Raw genomic sequence first — 16,304 nt, 5'->3', positions numbered from 1 at the left:
CCAGCTTTCACACGTTCGCCAGTGCGCGCTGGTCGGCGGGGAGCAGCGCCAGCGCGGTCTTGTAGCAGTCTTCGACGTGCGAGTTGCCGACCAGCTTCATCGCGCCGAAGCTGATCGTCGCAGCCACCGCCGAGCCCGCAAACGGGATGAACTTCGCCATCGATCCGACCGCCACGCGGGCGCCGACGCGGCGGAGGAGGGCGGCGACGATGCGCTTGGTCACCATCCGGCCGATCATCGTGTTGCCCAGACTCGACGCCATCACCAGCGCCTGCTGCGCGAGTTGCGGCTCCATCGTCTTCACCTGATCGTGATCGAGGCCGAAGCGCTTGCTGATCTCGGGTAGCAGCTTGGTAAGCAGACCGATGTCCGCGACGATATCCGCGCCGGGGATCGGCACGACCGCCGCGCCCGCCGACATCATCGAGCGCGTCGTGACGAGACGCTTGCTGTCGTCGCGGATGCGGTCGAGTTCGGCGATAGTGGTGATCATGCTGGCAATTCCCTGAAATTATCGAGCCGATAACGCGCCGCCGCGATCCTGGTGCCGCGCGATAATGCACCGCAGTTCAAGGTTAGCGGGCCACGCCTCCGTCCTCTCTTCGAAAACACATCGAAAAGGGTTCCGTATGCGTCGTCTCCTGCTGACCACCACCTGCCTGTTCGCGGTCACGTCGCCGCTCCATGCGCAGACCGTCATCGACACCAAGCGGACCGATGCGGTGCGGACCTCGACGATCAAGGCAGGCGCAGCCGACAACCTCAAGATCGTCGCGGCCGGGTCGGTCACGCCGACCAGCGGCACCGCAGTGACCGTCGACAGCGTCAATTCGGTCGTGAACGAAGGCACGATCCAGGTCACCAACGCCGATGGCTCGACCGGCATCCTCGCCAACGCAGGCACTGGCGGCGGCATCACCAACGCGACTGCCGGCAAGATCATCATCGACGAGAGCTATACGGCCACCGATACCGACAAGGACGGCGACCTCGACGGCCCGTTCGCAGCAGGCACCGGCCGCACCGGCATCCGCACCGCGGGCGCGTATACCGGCGCGATCGTCAACAGCGGCGCGATCACGATCGAGGGCAACAACTCCGCCGGCATCTGGCTCGGCGGACCGCTGACCGGCGCGTTCACGCATGATGGCCAGACCTCGGTCACCGGCGACGGATCGACCGGCGTGCGGATCGCCGACGTCACCGGCAACGTCCGGCTCGCCGGCACGATCGCGGCGATCGGGCAAGGCGCAGTCGCCGCGCGTGTCGATGGCGACATCGCGGGCGCGCTCGTCGTCCAGGGCGCATTGGGGTCGACCGGCTATCGGTCGGTGACCGCGCCCGCCGATACCAGCAAGCTCGACGCCGACGACCTGTTGCAGGGCGGCTCGGCGCTGATCGTCGCCGGCAACGTCTCGGGCGGGATCATCTTCGCGGTCCCGCCAAAGGATGCGAGCACCACCGATACCGACGAGGACAAGGACGGGCTGCTCGACAGCACCGAAGGTTCGGCGGCGATCACCTCCTATGGCGCGGCGCCCGCGGTGCAGATCGGCTCGGCAACGCGTGCGGTCGCGATCGGTGCGGTGGCAGGCTCTGGCACCGGTTTCGGGCTGATCGTCGACGGCGGGATTGCGGGGAGCGGCGTCTATGGCGGCGTCGAAGGCACCGGGCTCGCGATCGGCGGGCTCGGTGGCGTGGTGACAATCGCGGGCGGGATCGGCATCAACGGGACCGTGGCGGCGGCGGCGAACGGCGCGAGCGCGACCGCGTTGAAGCTCGGCAGCGGCGCGTCGACCGCTGAGATCCGCAACGCCGGCACGATCTCGGCAGCGGGGGGCGGCACGGCGGCATCGCGCTCGACCGCGGTCCTCGTCGATACCGGCGCCTCGGTCGCGACGATCCGCAACAGCGGCACGATCAAGGCCACCGCGCAGGCCGCCGACGGTACCGCGATCGGCATCCTCGACCGGTCGGGAACGGTGACGCTGGTGGAGAATAGCGGCGGGATCGGCGCAGCGGGTGCGCTCGCCACCTCGGAACGCAACGTCGCGATCGACCTGTCGGCGAACACCACCGGCACGATCGTCCGCCAGACCGCGGTCGCGACCGGCATTGCCGCGCCCGCGATCGTCGGTGACGTGCGCTTTGGTAGTGGCAACGACCTGTTCGACGTTGCCGACGGCACCGTCGCCGGCACCGCACGGTTCGGCACCGGCAACAACCGGCTCTCGCTCTCAGGTGATGCGACCTTCACCGGCGGCGCGGTGTTCGGCGCGGGCAACGACGCGCTCACGCTCGCCGGTACGTCGGTGTTCAGCGGTGCGGCGGACTTCGGCGGTGGCAGCGATACGCTGACGCTCGGCGGCACCGCGCGCTTCGCCGGCACGCTCGCCAACGCGCAAGGGCTTGCGGTCGCGGTCAATGGTGGCACGCTCGACATCACCAAGGCTGCGTCGATCGCCTCGCTGGCGGTGACCGGCGGCGGCGTGCTGGCGGTAACGCTCGACAAGACCGGCGGCACCGGTACGATGATCCAGGTCGCTGGCACCGCAACCTTCGACAAAGATTCGAAGCTCGCGCTGAAGCTCACCAGCGTTGTCGATGCGGAGGGGCGTTACGTCGTGCTGCGCGCCGGCACGCTGACGGGGGCGGCCAATCTGACCGCGACGACGACCGCGTTGCCGTTCCTCTACAAGGGCAGCATCGCGACCAATACGGGCAACGACCTGACCGTCGACGTGCTGCGCAAATCGTCGACCGAACTCGGTTTCAATCGCTCGCAGGCGTCGGCCTATGATGCGGTCTACAAGGCGCTCGGCAACGACGCGAAGGTCGGCGGCGCGTTCCTCACCATCACCGATGGCGACGCATTCCGAGGCTCGGTCCGCCAGATGCTGCCCGAGCATGCCGGCGGCACGTTCGAGGCCGTCACGATGGGCTCGCGCGCGACCGCCCGCGTGCTCGCCGACCCGCACGGCCCGTTCAAGGACGAGGGCAAATGGGGCTATTGGGTGACGCAGGTCGCGTGGGGCACGTCGAAGAGCATCGCCGACACCGCGGGCTATGACATCACCGGCTGGGGCGTTTCGGCGGGTGCGGAGTACAAGACCGGGGTGGGCAATTTCGGCACTTCGCTCGCGTATCTCAACGGCCAGGATGCCGATGACGGCACCGACAATGAAGTGCGGTCGAACCAATATGAGCTGGCCGGATATTGGCGGGGCCACTGGGGCGATCTTCAGACCAATGCGCGCGTTTCCGGGGCACGGATAGCGTTCGACGGCACCCGCCAGTTCAGCGGCGCGATCGGCAGCGAGGCGGTCGATCGGACGTCCAAGGGCGACTGGAACGGCACGCTATACTCCGCGTCGGGTGGCATGTCGTGGGACGGCGGCAAGGGTATCTTCGTGTTCCGCCCGGTGCTCGCGATCGACTATTACAAGCTCAAGGAGGACGGTTACAGCGAGACCGGTGGCGGCAAGGCGATCGACCTCGTGGTGCGCTCGCGTACGAGTGACGAGCTGGCGGTGACGGCCAGCACGGCCTTGGGGCTGAACTTCGGCGGATTAAGCCCGGACCAGGGCTGGTTCCGGGTCGAGGCCGAGGGCGGTCGCCGCGAACTGGTCGGTGGCGGGCTCGGGGCGACGACGGCGTCGTTCGAGGGGGGGCAGTCGTTCACGCTGACGCCGGAAGAGCGGACCAGCGGCTGGGTCGGCAAACTCCGCGCGGTCGGCGGCAGCTCGGCGTTCCGGATGGGCGGCGAGTTCGGCGCGGAGCAGCAACAGGGCCGCGTCGCGCTGTCGCTGCGGGCGAGCCTGCAGATCGGGTTGTAGGGCACTTCTGCTCTCCTCCCCTTCAGGGGAGGGGTTGGGGGTGGGGCAGTTCCCCGCGTGAGCCGCCCGTGGTGAAGCCCCACCCCAACCCTCCCCTGAAGGGGAGGGAGTTTTACGTGCGCGTCTGCCAGCCGCCGCCTAGTGCACGGAACAGGTCGACTTGCGCGCCGGCGATCCGCGCGTCGGCTGCGGCGAGGTCCGTATCCGTATCGGCAAGCGTACGCTCGGCGTCGAGCACGTCGAGGAAGTCGATCTGGCCTTCGCGCTGACGGGCGCGGGTGATGCGGGCGGCGGTGGCGGCGTTGTCGTGCGCGGACTGCAACTGCGTGCGGCGATCGAGTTCGCGGGCGTAGTTCGACAGCGCGGTCTCGGTTTCCTCGAGTGCGGTGAGGACGCTGCCGTCGAAATTGGCGAGCGCGCCGCGCGAGTCCGCCTCGGCGCCGGCGATGCGCGCGCGGGCGGCGGACTGGTTGAGCGACCAGTTCAGCAGCGGGCCGAGCAGCCAGCGGATTGGGCCGCCGGTGAAGATGTCGCCCACGCTAAGCGCGGTCGAGCCGATCGATCCGCCGAGCGAGATCTGCGGATAGAGTTGCGAGGTCTGCACGCCGATCCGCGCGGTGGCGGCCGCGAGCCGGCGTTCGGCTGCGTGGACGTCGGGGCGGCGGGCTAGCAACGTCGCGCCGTCGCCGATTGGGATCGGCTGGTCTAGGCGCGGCGTCGTCGTGCGGGCGCCGGCGGTTGCGGGCAGGTCCTGCGGGGTGCGGCCGGTGAGCGTGGCGAGGCGGAACAGCGCGGCTTGGCGCTCGGCTTCGATCTGCGGGATGTTGGCGGCGCGCTGGTCGCGCAGGGCTGCGATCCGGACCTGGTCGAGGCGGGCTGCGCGACCCGCGTCGACGCGCTTGCCGGTCAGCGTGTTCGACTTGTCGAGCAGGTCGACGATCCGCCGGGCGACTACAAGACGTTCGGCGGACGAGGCTGCGTCGACATAGGCGCGGGTCGTTGCCGCGACGATCGAGACGCGGACGGCGTCCGCATCGGCCTGTGCGGCGCCGACGTCACCGCGGGCTGCTTCGACGTTGCGGCGGACTCGGCCGGCGAGATCGACCTCGTAGCTGACGTCCAGGCCTACGTCGTAGGTGGCGCGCTCGCGGTCGAGGCCGGGCAGGTTCTGGAGTTGCGAGGTGCGCGCGTAATTGCCGCTCGCGCCCGCGTTCACCTGAGGTTCGCGGTCGGTCTTCGCGCCGCGCAGGGAGGCGCGGGCGCTGTCGAGCCGCGCGACGGCGACGCGGAGGTCGGTGTTTGCCGCGAGCGCGTCCGCGACGAGGCTGTCGAGGACCGGGTCGCGGTACATCCGCCACCAGTCGTTGTCGGGCGCGGTGGTGACGGTGGCTGCGTTTGCGGTGACGAACGATGCCGCCGCCTTGGGTGGGGTGATCGGCGCGACATAGTCGGGGCCGGCGGCGCAGGCGGCGAGCGTCAGCGCCGAGAGGCTCGCGAGGAGGGCGGACTTCATGATGCTGGTCCTATTCGGCTGGCTGAAGGGTCGCGGCGGGTGCGGCGGGACGGCGGCGTTCGAACCGCAGCGCCAGCGCCCGTGCGACGACATAGAAGGTGGGGGTGAAGAGCAGGCCGAACCCGGTCACGCCGATCATCCCGAAGAACACCGCGGTCCCGAGCGCCTGGCGGAGTTCCGCACCGGCACCGGTCGCGATCACCAGCGGCACTGCGCCGAGAATGAACGCGAAGCTCGTCATCAGGATCGGCCGCAACCGGTCCTTGGCCGCGCGGACCGCGGCCTCGACGGGGGTAAGGCCGTCTTGTTCCTCGGCCTGCTTGGCGAACTCCACGACTAGGATCGCGTTCTTCGCGGCGAGCGCAATCAGCACGACCAGGCCGATCTGCGTGAGGACGTTGTTGTCCATGCCCCGCAGGTTCACGCCGGTCATTGCGGCGAGCAGACACATCGGCACGATCAGGATGATCGCGAGCGGTAACGTCAGGCTCTCATACTGCGCGGCGAGCACGAGGAAGACGAACACCACCGCCATGCCGAAGACGAGTGCGGCAGTGCTGCCGGCTGCTTTCTGCTGATAGGCGATGCCGGTCCATTCGTGCGCGTAGCCAGCGGGCAGCGACGCATCGGCGAGCTTCTCCATCGCGACCAGCGACTGGCCCGACGAATAGCCCTTGGCAGTGTCGCCATCGACCTCGACCGCGGGGAACAGGTTGTAGCGGACCACGCGGTACGGGCCGGTCTTGTCCTTGAACGTCGAGACCGAGCCGACCGGGACCATCTGGCCCGAGTTGGAGCGCGTCTTCAGGTTGGCGATGTCGGCGGTGGTGTTGCGGAACGGCGCGTCGGCCTGTGCGGTGACGCGGTAGGTGCGGCCGAGCAGGTTGAAGTCGTTGACGAACGCCGAGCCGAGATAGACCTGCAACGCCTCGAACACGCGCTCCGGTGGGACGCCAAGGAGATTGGCCTTGGCGCGATCGACGTCGGCGAAGATGCGCGGGGTGGCGGTGTCGAAGAACGTGTAGATCTGGGCGAGACCCTTGGTCTGGTTCGCCTGGCCGATCAGCGCGTAACTCGTCTTGCCGAGGTCGGCGTAACCGTGGCCACCCTGGTCCTGCACCATCAAGCGATAGCCGCCGGCCGAGCCGATACCCTGGATCAGGGGCGGCGGGACGATCAGCAGGCGCGCTTCGGTGATGTCGCCGGTCGCTTTCTGCGATTCCGCCATGATGCTCGCGAGCGTAACGCCTAGCTTCTTGCGTTCCTCAAAGCTCTTCAGCGGGATGTACGCGGCGGCCGAGTTGGGAGCGAGCGTCTGCGAGGGGCCGTCGAAGCCCGCGAGCATGACCGCGCCCTTGACGCCGGCGAGCGGCAGGATGCGTTTCGCGACCTTCTGCATGACGGCGTCGGTACGCTCGACCGACGAGCCGGGCGGAAGCTGGATGACGGTCAGGAAGTAGCCTTGGTCCTGTGCGGGAACGAAGCCCGACGGCGTGACCATGAACACGCCGACCGTGACCGCGATCAGCGCGGCATAGGCGGTCATCATCCGCTTCGGCGCGGTGACGAGGCGGGCGGTGAGGCGGGCATAGCTGTCGCTCATCCGCTCGAACCCGCGGTTGAAGGCATCGCCGGCACGCCGCACGGTGCGGGTCAGGCGGTTGCCCGAGTCCGCGGGGGCAGTCGGCTTGAGCAACATCGCGGCGAGTGCCGGCGACAGCGTCAGCGAGATCAGCAGCGAGATGATCGTCGCGGTCGAGATCGTCACCGCGAACTGGCGGTAGAACGCGCCCGACAGCCCGGTGAGGAAGACGGTCGGGATGAACACCGCGCAGAGCACGAGCACGATCGCGACCAGCGCGCCCGACACTTCGTCCATCGATGTGCGCGCCGCCTCTAACGGGGAGAGCCCGTGCTCGAGGTTGCGCTCGACATTCTCGACCACGACGATCGCATCATCGACGACGATGCCGATCGCGAGGACGAGGCCGAACAGCGACAGGTTGTTGAGGCTGTACCCGGCGGCGGCGAGCACCGCGAAGGTGCCGATCAGCGAGACCGGGATCGCCACGATCGGAATGATCGCCGCGCGCCACTTCTGCAGGAAGACGAGAATGACGAGCACGACGAGGATCATCGCTTCGAAGAGCGTGTGCTTCACCGCGTCGATCGACTGCGCGATGAACTCGGTCGGGTTGTAGATGACCTTGTATTCGAGGCCCTTGGGGAAGCGCTTCGACATGCTCGCCATCTCGGCGGTGACGGCCTGTGCCGCGCCGAGTGCGTTCGAGCCGGGGCGCTGGAAGACCGCGGCGATGACCGTGGGCTTGCCGCTGAGATAGGTGTTTGCGCCGTAATCCTGTGCGCCGAGTTCGACGCGGGCGACGTCCGAGACGCGAACCTGGCGGCCTTGTGCGTCGGTGCGGATGACGACGTCGGCGAACTGCTTGGGATCGGTCAGGCGGCCCTGCGTCTCGACGTTGAGCTGGAACGCGCTGTTGCCCTTGTCATAGGGCGGCTGGCCGAGCGTGCCCGCGGCGACCTGGACGTTCTGCGCGCGCAGAGCGGCGACGATCTCGCCGGCGGTGAGGTCTAGCGCGGCGGCGCGACCGGGATCGATCCAGATGCGCATCGAATAATCGCGCGCGCCGAACAGCTGCACGTCGCCGACGCCGTCGATGCGGCTGAGGCGATCGCGGACCTGGGTCAGCGCGTAGTTGGAGATGTAGCCGCGATCGAGCGAGTTGTCGGGCGAGACGAGGTTCACCACCATCAGGAAGTCGGGCGACGTCTTGCGCGTCACCACGCCGAGACGCTGGACGTCCTCGGGCAGGCGCGGGACGGCGACCGCAACACGGTTCTGGACGAGCACCTGCGCGGCGTCGAGGTTGGTGCCGATCTTGAAGGTCACGGTGATCGTGACCTTGCCGTCACCGGTCGATTGCGACGACTGGTACAGCATGTTGTCGACGCCGTTGATCTCCTGCTCGATCGGCGCGGCGACGGTTTCGGCGACCGTCTCGGCAGAGGCGCCGGGATAGGTCGCGCTGACGGTGACGGTCGGGGGGACGATGTCGGGATATTGCGACACCGGCAGCGTCATGTAGGCGATCGCGCCGACGATCGTGATGATCACCGCGATCACGCCCGCGAAGATCGGCCGGGTGATGAAGAAGCGCGAGAAGCGCATGGGAAATTTCCTCGGTAGAGGGGCGCGCAGCACCAGCCGTTCCCCGGCGGAGGCCGGGGCCCAGTTGGGCGAACCGCAATAATTACATCGAAACGCTATCCCACCTGGGCCCCGGCCTTCGCCGGGGTGGTGGTTACTTGGCGAGCGTGGCCTCGCCCGAGATCGGCTGGACCGACGCTGGCGCCGTCGTACCCGACGCAACCACGATCCGGCCGACCTTCGGCGCAACCGTGGCGCCTGGCATCGCCATCTGCGTACCCTGGATGATGATCCGGTCGTTCGGCCCGATTCCCGAGCGCACGATCCGCAGGCCATCGACCACCGGGCCGAGTTCGACCGGCTTCTGGCTCACGACGTTCTTCGCATCGATCGTCAGCAAGACCTTCCGAGCCTGATCGGTCTGCACCGCGTCGTCGGGCACCAGCAGCGCCTGCCGCGTCCCCGCACTCGCGAGACGCATGTTGCCGAACATCCCCGGCGTCAGGAAATACCCCGGGTTGGCGAGCACCGCGCGGCCGCGGATCGTGCCCGAGCGCTGGTCGAGGCCGTTGTCGGTGAAGTCGAGCTTGCCCTTCCAGCGATGCTCGGTCTCGTCCTGCAACTGGATCTCGACCGCCGCCGGCGTCGCACCCGGCTGACGCGCGCGCTGCGTCTTGAGGTACAGCGCTTCCGACCCATCGAACGTGAAGTAGATCGGGTCAAGCGCGTTGATCGTCGTCAGCACCGTGCCGCCGGTGCCTTCGCCGCCCGCGACCTGGTTGCCCGCATCGACGCGACGATCGGAGATACGACCGCCGATCGGTGCGCGAACCTGCGTGAAGCCGACGTCCAAGGCGCGGGCGCGTTCGCGAGCCTGCGCCGCGGCCAGTGCGGCCTGGGCTGCTTCGAGCCGGCCGCGCAGGGCGTCGACTTCGCCTGCGGAGACCGCTTCGTCGGCGACTAGCCGCTGCGCGCGACCGAGATCGGTACGGGCCAGCGACAAGGCGCTTCGGGCGCTCGCGACATTGGCATGTGCCTCAGCCAGGGCAGCCGCAAACGGACGGGAATCGATCGTGAAGAGCAACTGCCCCTTGCTGACGATCTCGCCGTCGCGGAAGTGAATGCCGGTGACTTCGCCAGCGACGCGCGGACGGATCTCCACCGTGCGGCTCGGTGCGAAGCGGCCGACATAATCGTCCCACTCGCTGACCTGCCGGACGAGCGGCGACGCGACCGTGACGGAGGCGGGCGGTGGGGCCGCCATCGCTGCGTCGGGATGGTCGAACAGCTTCACGCCGACCGCACCGAGCAGCGCGATCGGCACGAGCACCATCGCGCCGCGCTGCCATGCGGGTCGTCGGTGACGGTCCGCGGGCGGCGACGCGACGACGTCGGCGTCGTTCGCGGCCGTGATCGTGGTAAGTTGGTTCACGCTGCGATGCTCCGCTTCTGCTGGATGCCGACGCGCATGCCGGTCACGCTCTCGACGAGCGTTTCGATCTGTGCCTCGGCAAAGCCGGCGGCGAGGAAGCCCTGGATTTCGGCCATCGGCAGCGCAAAGCCGCGACGCCAGGCGTACACGGCCATCCGCCGCAACGCCTCGAGCCGGGGATCGGCGAGCCGCGACGCGGTGCTCAGGCCGAACAGGCTGCCCATCGCCCGCGACATGCGGCTGGGGCCGGACAGGCTGCGCAACGTGTCGCGCTTGGCGAGCGCGATGACGCTCCATTCCAGCGCGGAGAAGCCGGTCGGGGCAGGGGCCGCCACCGTCTGGGCGCGGCTGGTGACGGGCGAAGCGAACATGTTGTCTAGGTCGAGATAAGCCATGGGATTGTCCCCCTTTTGATCTTGGGCAAGCGCTGGCCTTCGTCGGTGGACGGTCCACCGACGTCAGCTGGTCGCAAGGCGTGCGCGGTCGTTGCCGGCACATCCCCGTGCCGCGCTTGCCCGCTTGGAATTTTTGAAAGTTCGGCCGAAGCCTAGATTGTAACCGTGGTCATGGATTTGTGTCCCCGGTTGCCCCATCCGAAGTAGGATAGAGCTTCGATACCAGTCGGTATATAAACCTGGGGTTCATCTAGTCAACAGACTTTTGTACCGGGCGGTATTTTTTTCCGCAGCGCGGTAGAAACCGTGTCTATTTGGTCGGCCACATGAGCATGCTGGTCTCGACGAGCTGCTTCAGCTCGACGCAGGTCGCGCCCGATCCCGCCTGGATCGAGAGCCCCTGCATGATCGCGAAGAGGTAACGCATCAGCGCGTGCGACTCGAGGCCATCGGGGAATTCGCCCGCCGCCTTGGCTTCGTCGAACCGCTTCATCAGCGCGGCCTCGGACGAGGCGCGGCGCTTCGCGACTTCGGCCTTGATCGGCTCGGCTTCGGCACTGCACGCCACGCTGCTGATCACGCTGAGACACCCTTTCGGATCGCAGGTGCTCATCTGCATCTGGAGTGCACCCCGAAGGAGGTTTTCCGCTACGGCACGCGCCGTCGGTGCGGCCAGCGCAGACGTCATATAGGCCAGCTTCTCACGCTCGTAGAGGTCGAGCGCCTTGTGAAACAGCGCTTCCTTATTGCCGAACGCCGCATAGAGACTGGGCTTGGTAATCCCCATCTCTGCGGTCAGTTCGGCCATCGACGCGCCTTCGTAGCCATTGCGCCAGAACACGCGCAACGCACCCGCCAGCGCTTCGTCGAGATCGAACTCGCGGGGGCGGCCCTTGGGGGCGGTGAGCGTGCAAAGCCTATTCATACCGGTCGGTATATAGGGACGCACGGCGAAACGTCCAGCGAGTAGAACGCTTTGGGCTCGGCTCTACTCAGCGGGGGGAGCAGGCACGGGGTTGCCGTTCCGATCATCGCAGGCGAGGATACGCGCGTGTCAGGGGAGTAGATCATGCAACGTCGGACTTTCATCGCGGCTTTGCCCGCCGCCGCGCTGTTGCCGGCGATGTCTGGAGCGCAGACCGGCACGCGAGGCACGCCGGGTAGCCAGGGCGCGCAAGGGCCGGGGCAGGGTGGTGCGCCGCAACCCGCAACTGCCGCTGAAGCACCGTTGCCGTCGGGGTGGGAGGCCGGGCAGGATCGCTTCATCCGCCCCGACGTGCATGCTGGTGATCGCCCGGTCGGCGCGAGTTTCGCATCGCGCACCGCGGCTTACGGCCTGAACGGTGCGGCGGGGACCGCGCATCCGCTGGCGACGCAGGCGGGGATCGACATCCTCAAGCGCGGCGGCTCGGCAGTCGATGCGGCGATCGCGATCAATGCGTGCCTCGGGTTTCTCGAGCCGACGTCGAGCGGGATCGGCGGCGATGCCTATGCGATGATCTGGGATCCGAAGCTGAAAAAGGTCGTCGGGCTGGCGGGCTCGGGCAAGAGTCCGCGTGGCCTGAGCCTGGAGACGGTGCGGGCGCGGGCGAAGAACGGCGCGTTGCCGGCGCTGGGTGCGCTCAGCGTCTCAGTGCCGGGCGCGGTCGATGCGTGGTGGCAGATGCACCAGCGCTACGGCAAGCTGCCCTGGGCCGACCTGTTCCAGCCGGCGATCGCGCACGCCGAGGCGGGCGCGCCGGTTCCCGATATCATCGCTTATTATATCCGCCGCAGCCTGGTTGCGTTTCAGCGGCCCGGCAACGGGCTGGAGGAGGTCGCCAACGCGCTGCGTACCTATGGCCTGGCGGACGGCAAGGGACCGGCGCTGGGGCAGGTGTTCCGCAATCCCGATCTCGCGCGCACCTATCGCGCGATCGCCGCGGGAGGCCGCGATGCGTTCTATCAGGGCGATCTGGCGCGGGCGGCCGACCGGTATTTCAAGCGGATCGGCGGGTGGCTGCGGTACGAGGATCTTGCCGCGCATCGCTCCGAATGGATCAAGCCCAACCAGACCGACTATCGCGGGACGACGGTCCATGCGCTCGGCGCGAACACGCAGGGGCTGGCGACGTTGCAGATGCTCAACATCCTCGAACGCTTCGATTTGAAGAAGGCGGGGTTCCAGTCGGCGCTGTCGATCCACCTCCAGGCGGAGGCCAAGCGTTTGGCGTACGAGGACCGCGCTCGCTATTACGCGGACCCGCATTTCGCCGAGCAGCCGGTCGAGTGGCTGATCTCGAAGGAGTATGCGGCCGAACGCGCGAAGCTGATCCGGCCCGACCGGATCCTGACGCCGGTCTATCCGGGGCAGGCACCAAGCCGTGGTGACACCACCTATTTCAGCTGTGCCGACAAGGACGGGCTGATGGTGTCGATGATCCAGTCGAATTTCAGGGGCATGGGATCGGGGTTGGTGGCCGACGGGCCGGATGGACGGACGTTGGGCTTCATGTTCCAGGATCGCGGACAGTTGTTCAGCCTCAAGGACGGCCATCCCAACATCTATGCGCCGGGCAAGCGGCCGTTCCAGACGATCATCCCGGGGTTCGCGACGCGCGGGGGCGATCCATGGATGAGTTTCGGCGTGATGGGCGGCGACATGCAGCCGCAGGGGCAGACGCAGATCATCGTCAACCGCGTCGATTACGGGCTGGAGATCCAGTCGGCGGGGGATTCACCGCGCTGGCATCACGAGGGATCGTCGCAGTCCATGGGCGAGGATGCCGCGGGGCTGGGGCCGACCGGGTTGCTCAGGCTGGAAAGCGGCGTGCCGCTGGCGACGCGGAAACGGCTCGCGGAGATCGGCTGGACGATCGGCGATCCAGATGGCGGGTTCGGGCGCTACGAATGCGTCGAGCACCGCATGGATGGACCTACGCGCGTGTATGCGGCGGCGAGCGAGATGCGCGCGGATGGGTGTGCGCTGGCATATTGAGGCAACGTTAAACTGCCGGCCATAGCCCGGCCGGTAACGTTCGAACCAAGCACCGCCCTGGAGAAGGCCGGGGTCCAGTTGGGCACGTTGCCAATGAAGGGCGGCGCTCGGTTACGGCCATTTTTCCAACTGGGCCCCGGCCTTCGCCGGGGTGGTGCTATGATCGCAAGGTCCGACCCAATCAGCGCCCGACGGCGGTATAAGTGAAGCCAGCCTGTTCGACGTCGGCGCGTTGATACACGTTGCGGAGATCGACCATTACCGGCGCCGCGAGCAGCCCCTTCAACCGAGGGAGATCGAGCGCACGATACGCGTCCCACTCGGTCACGATCACCACTGCGTCGGCACCCTCGGCGGCATCATAGGCGTCGGTGCAGTACACCAGATCGGGCAGCATCGCCTTGGCCTGCTCCATGCCTTCGGGGTCATGCGCCCGTACCGTCACGCCCGCATCTGCCAGTGCGGTCGCGATCGCCAGGCTCGGGGCGTCGCGCATGTCGTCCGTGTTCGGCTTGAAGGTCAGACCCAGTAGCGCGACCGTCTTGCCGCGCGGGCTGTCGCCGAGCGTCGCCAGCACTTTGCGTCCCATCGCGCGCTTGCGGCTGTCGTTCACCTTCACTACCGCTTCGACGATGTGCACCGGGGTCTGGTAATCCTCCGCGGTCTTGAGCAGCGCCAGCGTGTCCTTGGGGAAGCACGAACCGCCATAGCCCGGGCCGGCGTGAAGGAATTTCTTGCCGATCCGGTTGTCGAGCCCGATCCCGCGCGACACGTCCTGGACGTCGGCGCCAACCGCTTCGCACAGATCGGCGATCTCGTTGATGAAGGTGATCTTGGTCGCCAGGAACGCGTTGGCCGCATATTTGATCAACTCGGACGTCCGCCGACCGACGAACAGGATCGGCGATTCGTTGAGATATAGCGGGCGATAGACGTCGCGCATCACCTGCTTGGCGCGCTCGTCCTCGGTGCCGATGACGATCCGATCGGGGCGCTTGAAGTCGCCGATCGCGGCGCCTTCGCGCAGGAATTCGGGGTTCGAGACGACCGCGACGTCGATGTCGGGCCGCTTCTCGCGCAGGATCGCCTCGACCCGGTCGCCGGTGCCTACGGGCACGGTCGACTTGGTCACGACCACGGTCGGACCCGTGATCGCCGCCGCGATTTCCTCGGTCGCGGCAAAGACATAGCGGAGATCGGCATGACCGTCGCCGCGTCGCGACGGCGTGCCGACGGCAATGAAGATCGCATCCGCGCCCGCTACCGCACTGGCGAGATCGGTCGTGAAGGTGAGGCGGCCAGCGGCGACGTTGGAGGCGACGAGCAGGTCCAGCCCGGGTTCGAAGATCGGCATGCGGCCGGCATGAAGCGCGTCGATCTTGGCCTGATCCATGTCGACGCAGCAGACGTCATGCCCGAAATCCGAGAAGCACGCGCCGGAAACGAGACCGACATACCCTGAACCGATCATTGTGATGCGCATATTCACGTTCCTCGAGACCCGACCTCCCTATTGGGATAAACGAGTGGGCATGCAAGCGACCTGCGGGTGACTTGTAAGGACCGGGGCAGGAGGGCGACGACGGATTTGCCGGGGGGGACATCGGTGCCGATGCCAGAGCCGACTGCAAAGACCGTGCGGAAGAAACACGCCTTTGGAGACCCGCCGCGATCGCGCAACCAAACGCCGCGGCGCCGGTTGATCTCACATCATTATCCTTCACCGCAAAAGGAGCGATAGCATGGCCGAGGACATCAAGAGCGCAATCGACGAGGGCGTTGCGCAGAACAAGGCAGCGACGGACCGCGCCGCCCGCGCCGCAAAGGACGCAACCGACACGATGCAGGCTGGCGCAGAGCAGGCTCGCAACGCGTTCTCCGAGAAGGTTCTCGATCCAGCCAAGCGCGCCGGTGAGGCGATGAAGGAGTCGGGCGGGAAGATCGCCGAGGGCGGCGCGACGATCGGCAAGACGATGATCGACCAGGCCGAGCAGAATGCGCGCGAGGCGTTCGCGGCGATGCGCGAGGCGGCCAGTGCGAAGGACCTGACGCAGGTCATGAAGATCCAGGGCGATTACCTCCGCGAGCAGAGTCAGCGCAGCATGAGCCAGGCGCGGGAGATCGGCGAGATGATCATGAAGTTCGGCAAGGACGCGGTCGCACCCTTGCGCGGCGACGGCCCGAAGTGACGGATCGCGGATCTGGCACTAGGCGCCGATGATCTGACGGGCGGCGGCCAGTGTCTTGTCAGGGTGGAGCGGCGTACGGACGAGCAAGAACGCCGCCGCTCCGATACGAAGACGGAGTAGTGGACCGCCAGCCTTGAAGTTTTTCTCCGCCGGTGTTGCACCCGCCACGGCAACGCGCGATTGCGACGGTGCGTAATTATCGAGTGGAAGATGGATCGGGCCGTTCCCTTATCGCGAGCTACGCGTACCAGTGTGATGCTCAAGGCCGATGTGTTTCGGCTCAATCACAGCGCCGCCGAAAGTCATCGCGTGACCAATATCTCGGAGACCGGGATCTGCATCGTGCAGCCGGATGGCCTCGCGGTGGGTAGCGTAGTGGTCGTCGCGATCGGCCAGGTCCAGTCAGCGCCCGCGGACGTCGTCTGGGTTCGAGGCGGACTGGCGGGATTGAAGTTCCATACGCCGATCGACGTCGCCCGCGCGCGATCGCGGCGGGGTGCTGACGAAAAGGTCACGCCTCCCGCCGCGGGCTGGCTTGCGGAGTTGAACAACCCCTACGAGCGGTAGCCGATGCGTTCGCCTCGTCGGCTTTGAGGTCAGTACCCAGCGTATCCGAAGAGTCTGTGCCAACGCCGGCCCGTTTCTGAGGCCGTCCATCACCCATCCCCCAGTCCGTCATCCCCCAGTCCGTCATCCCCCAGTCCGTCATCCCCCAGTCCGTCATCCCCCAGTCCGTCATCCCCCAGTCCGTCATCCCCCAGTCCGTCATCCCCCAGTCCGTCATCCCCCAGTC

Annotated in this window: 11 protein-coding genes; 4 read left to right on the top strand and 7 right to left on the bottom strand. The window is 67.3% G+C overall.

Features of this window, described 5'->3' with window-relative positions; translation table 11 throughout:
- Positions 1–7 precede the first annotated feature (7 nt).
- Positions 8–493 (bottom strand): hypothetical protein, encoded by a 486-nt coding sequence (locus tag U1763_RS12765; protein WP_277984041.1) that lies wholly within the window; start codon positions 491–493, stop codon positions 8–10.
- Positions 494–629: 136 nt separating this feature from the next.
- Between U1763_RS12765 and U1763_RS12760 the strand changes: the two genes are divergently transcribed.
- Entirely contained in the window at positions 630–3,836 is a 3,207-nt protein-coding gene (locus tag U1763_RS12760) for an autotransporter outer membrane beta-barrel domain-containing protein (RefSeq protein WP_332755505.1), read from the top strand.
- A 112-nt stretch (positions 3,837–3,948) separates the two neighbouring features.
- On the opposite strand, the gene U1763_RS12755 is transcribed toward U1763_RS12760, so the two are convergent.
- The 5 genes from U1763_RS12755 to U1763_RS12735 form a co-directional block, all read right to left on the bottom strand.
- Positions 3,949–5,349 carry an efflux transporter outer membrane subunit gene (locus U1763_RS12755; RefSeq protein WP_332755504.1) on the bottom strand — a complete coding sequence of 467 codons (1,401 nt, stop codon included), beginning with the start codon at positions 5,347–5,349 and terminating at the stop codon, positions 3,949–3,951.
- 10 nt (positions 5,350–5,359) lie between these two features.
- The gene (locus U1763_RS12750; RefSeq protein WP_332755503.1) at positions 5,360–8,539 is read right to left on the bottom strand and encodes an efflux RND transporter permease subunit; all 3,180 of its coding nucleotides are present in this window, start codon (positions 8,537–8,539) and stop codon (positions 5,360–5,362) included.
- A gap of 133 nt (positions 8,540–8,672) precedes the next feature.
- Positions 8,673–9,950 carry an efflux RND transporter periplasmic adaptor subunit gene (locus tag U1763_RS12745; protein WP_443026922.1) on the bottom strand — a complete coding sequence of 426 codons (1,278 nt, stop codon included), beginning with the start codon at positions 9,948–9,950 and terminating at the stop codon, positions 8,673–8,675.
- Entirely contained in the window at positions 9,947–10,345 is a 399-nt protein-coding gene (locus U1763_RS12740) for a hypothetical protein (protein ID WP_056489271.1), read from the bottom strand. The genes U1763_RS12745 and U1763_RS12740 overlap by 4 nt, the downstream gene beginning before the upstream one ends.
- Positions 10,346–10,655: 310 nt before the next feature.
- On the bottom strand, positions 10,656–11,270 hold the full coding sequence (locus tag U1763_RS12735; protein WP_332755502.1) for a TetR/AcrR family transcriptional regulator: 615 nt from the start codon (positions 11,268–11,270) through the stop codon (positions 10,656–10,658).
- Positions 11,271–11,414: 144 nt separating this feature from the next.
- On the opposite strand from U1763_RS12735, the gene U1763_RS12730 reads away from it, so the two are divergent.
- Positions 11,415–13,322 (top strand): gamma-glutamyltransferase family protein, encoded by a 1,908-nt coding sequence (locus U1763_RS12730; RefSeq protein WP_332755501.1) that lies wholly within the window; start codon positions 11,415–11,417, stop codon positions 13,320–13,322.
- 181 nt (positions 13,323–13,503) lie between these two features.
- Here U1763_RS12730 and U1763_RS12725 read toward each other — a convergent pair whose 3' ends face one another.
- Positions 13,504–14,805, bottom strand: coding sequence for a UDP-glucose dehydrogenase family protein (locus U1763_RS12725; protein WP_332755500.1), 1,302 nt, complete (start codon positions 14,803–14,805; stop codon positions 13,504–13,506).
- A gap of 259 nt (positions 14,806–15,064) precedes the next feature.
- On the opposite strand from U1763_RS12725, the gene U1763_RS12720 reads away from it, so the two are divergent.
- The gene (locus U1763_RS12720) at positions 15,065–15,511 is read left to right on the top strand and encodes a phasin family protein (protein WP_243643293.1); all 447 of its coding nucleotides are present in this window, start codon (positions 15,065–15,067) and stop codon (positions 15,509–15,511) included.
- A gap of 210 nt (positions 15,512–15,721) precedes the next feature.
- Positions 15,722–16,078, top strand: a complete 357-nt coding sequence (locus U1763_RS12715; RefSeq protein ID WP_332755499.1) for a PilZ domain-containing protein — start codon at positions 15,722–15,724, stop codon at positions 16,076–16,078.
- The last annotated feature ends 226 nt before the right edge of the window (positions 16,079–16,304 follow it).

Origin of the sequence: Sphingomonas sorbitolis, assembly GCF_036663875.1 — a bacterium.
GTDB lineage: Bacteria > Pseudomonadota > Alphaproteobacteria > Sphingomonadales > Sphingomonadaceae > Sphingomonas.
This window is presented reverse-complemented; position numbering and strand designations above follow the sequence as displayed.

Excerpts from the sequence above, each read along its gene's own strand:
- U1763_RS12750 (WP_332755503.1), bottom strand. The coding sequence starts at position 8,539 with ATGCGCTTCTCGCGCTTCTTCATCACCCGGCCGATCTTCGCGGGCGTG.
- U1763_RS12760 (WP_332755505.1), top strand. The coding sequence starts at position 630 with ATGCGTCGTCTCCTGCTGACCACCACCTGCCTGTTCGCGGTCACGTCG.
- U1763_RS12720 (WP_243643293.1), top strand. The coding sequence starts at position 15,065 with ATGGCCGAGGACATCAAGAGCGCAATCGACGAGGGCGTTGCGCAGAAC.
- U1763_RS12730 (WP_332755501.1), top strand. The coding sequence starts at position 11,415 with ATGCAACGTCGGACTTTCATCGCGGCTTTGCCCGCCGCCGCGCTGTTG.
- U1763_RS12735 (WP_332755502.1), bottom strand. The coding sequence starts at position 11,270 with ATGAATAGGCTTTGCACGCTCACCGCCCCCAAGGGCCGCCCCCGCGAG.
- U1763_RS12715 (WP_332755499.1), top strand. The coding sequence starts at position 15,722 with ATGGATCGGGCCGTTCCCTTATCGCGAGCTACGCGTACCAGTGTGATG.
- U1763_RS12740 (WP_056489271.1), bottom strand. The coding sequence starts at position 10,345 with ATGGCTTATCTCGACCTAGACAACATGTTCGCTTCGCCCGTCACCAGC.
- U1763_RS12725 (WP_332755500.1), bottom strand. The coding sequence starts at position 14,805 with ATGCGCATCACAATGATCGGTTCAGGGTATGTCGGTCTCGTTTCCGGC.
- U1763_RS12755 (WP_332755504.1), bottom strand. The coding sequence starts at position 5,349 with ATGAAGTCCGCCCTCCTCGCGAGCCTCTCGGCGCTGACGCTCGCCGCC.
- U1763_RS12765 (WP_277984041.1), bottom strand. The coding sequence starts at position 493 with ATGATCACCACTATCGCCGAACTCGACCGCATCCGCGACGACAGCAAG.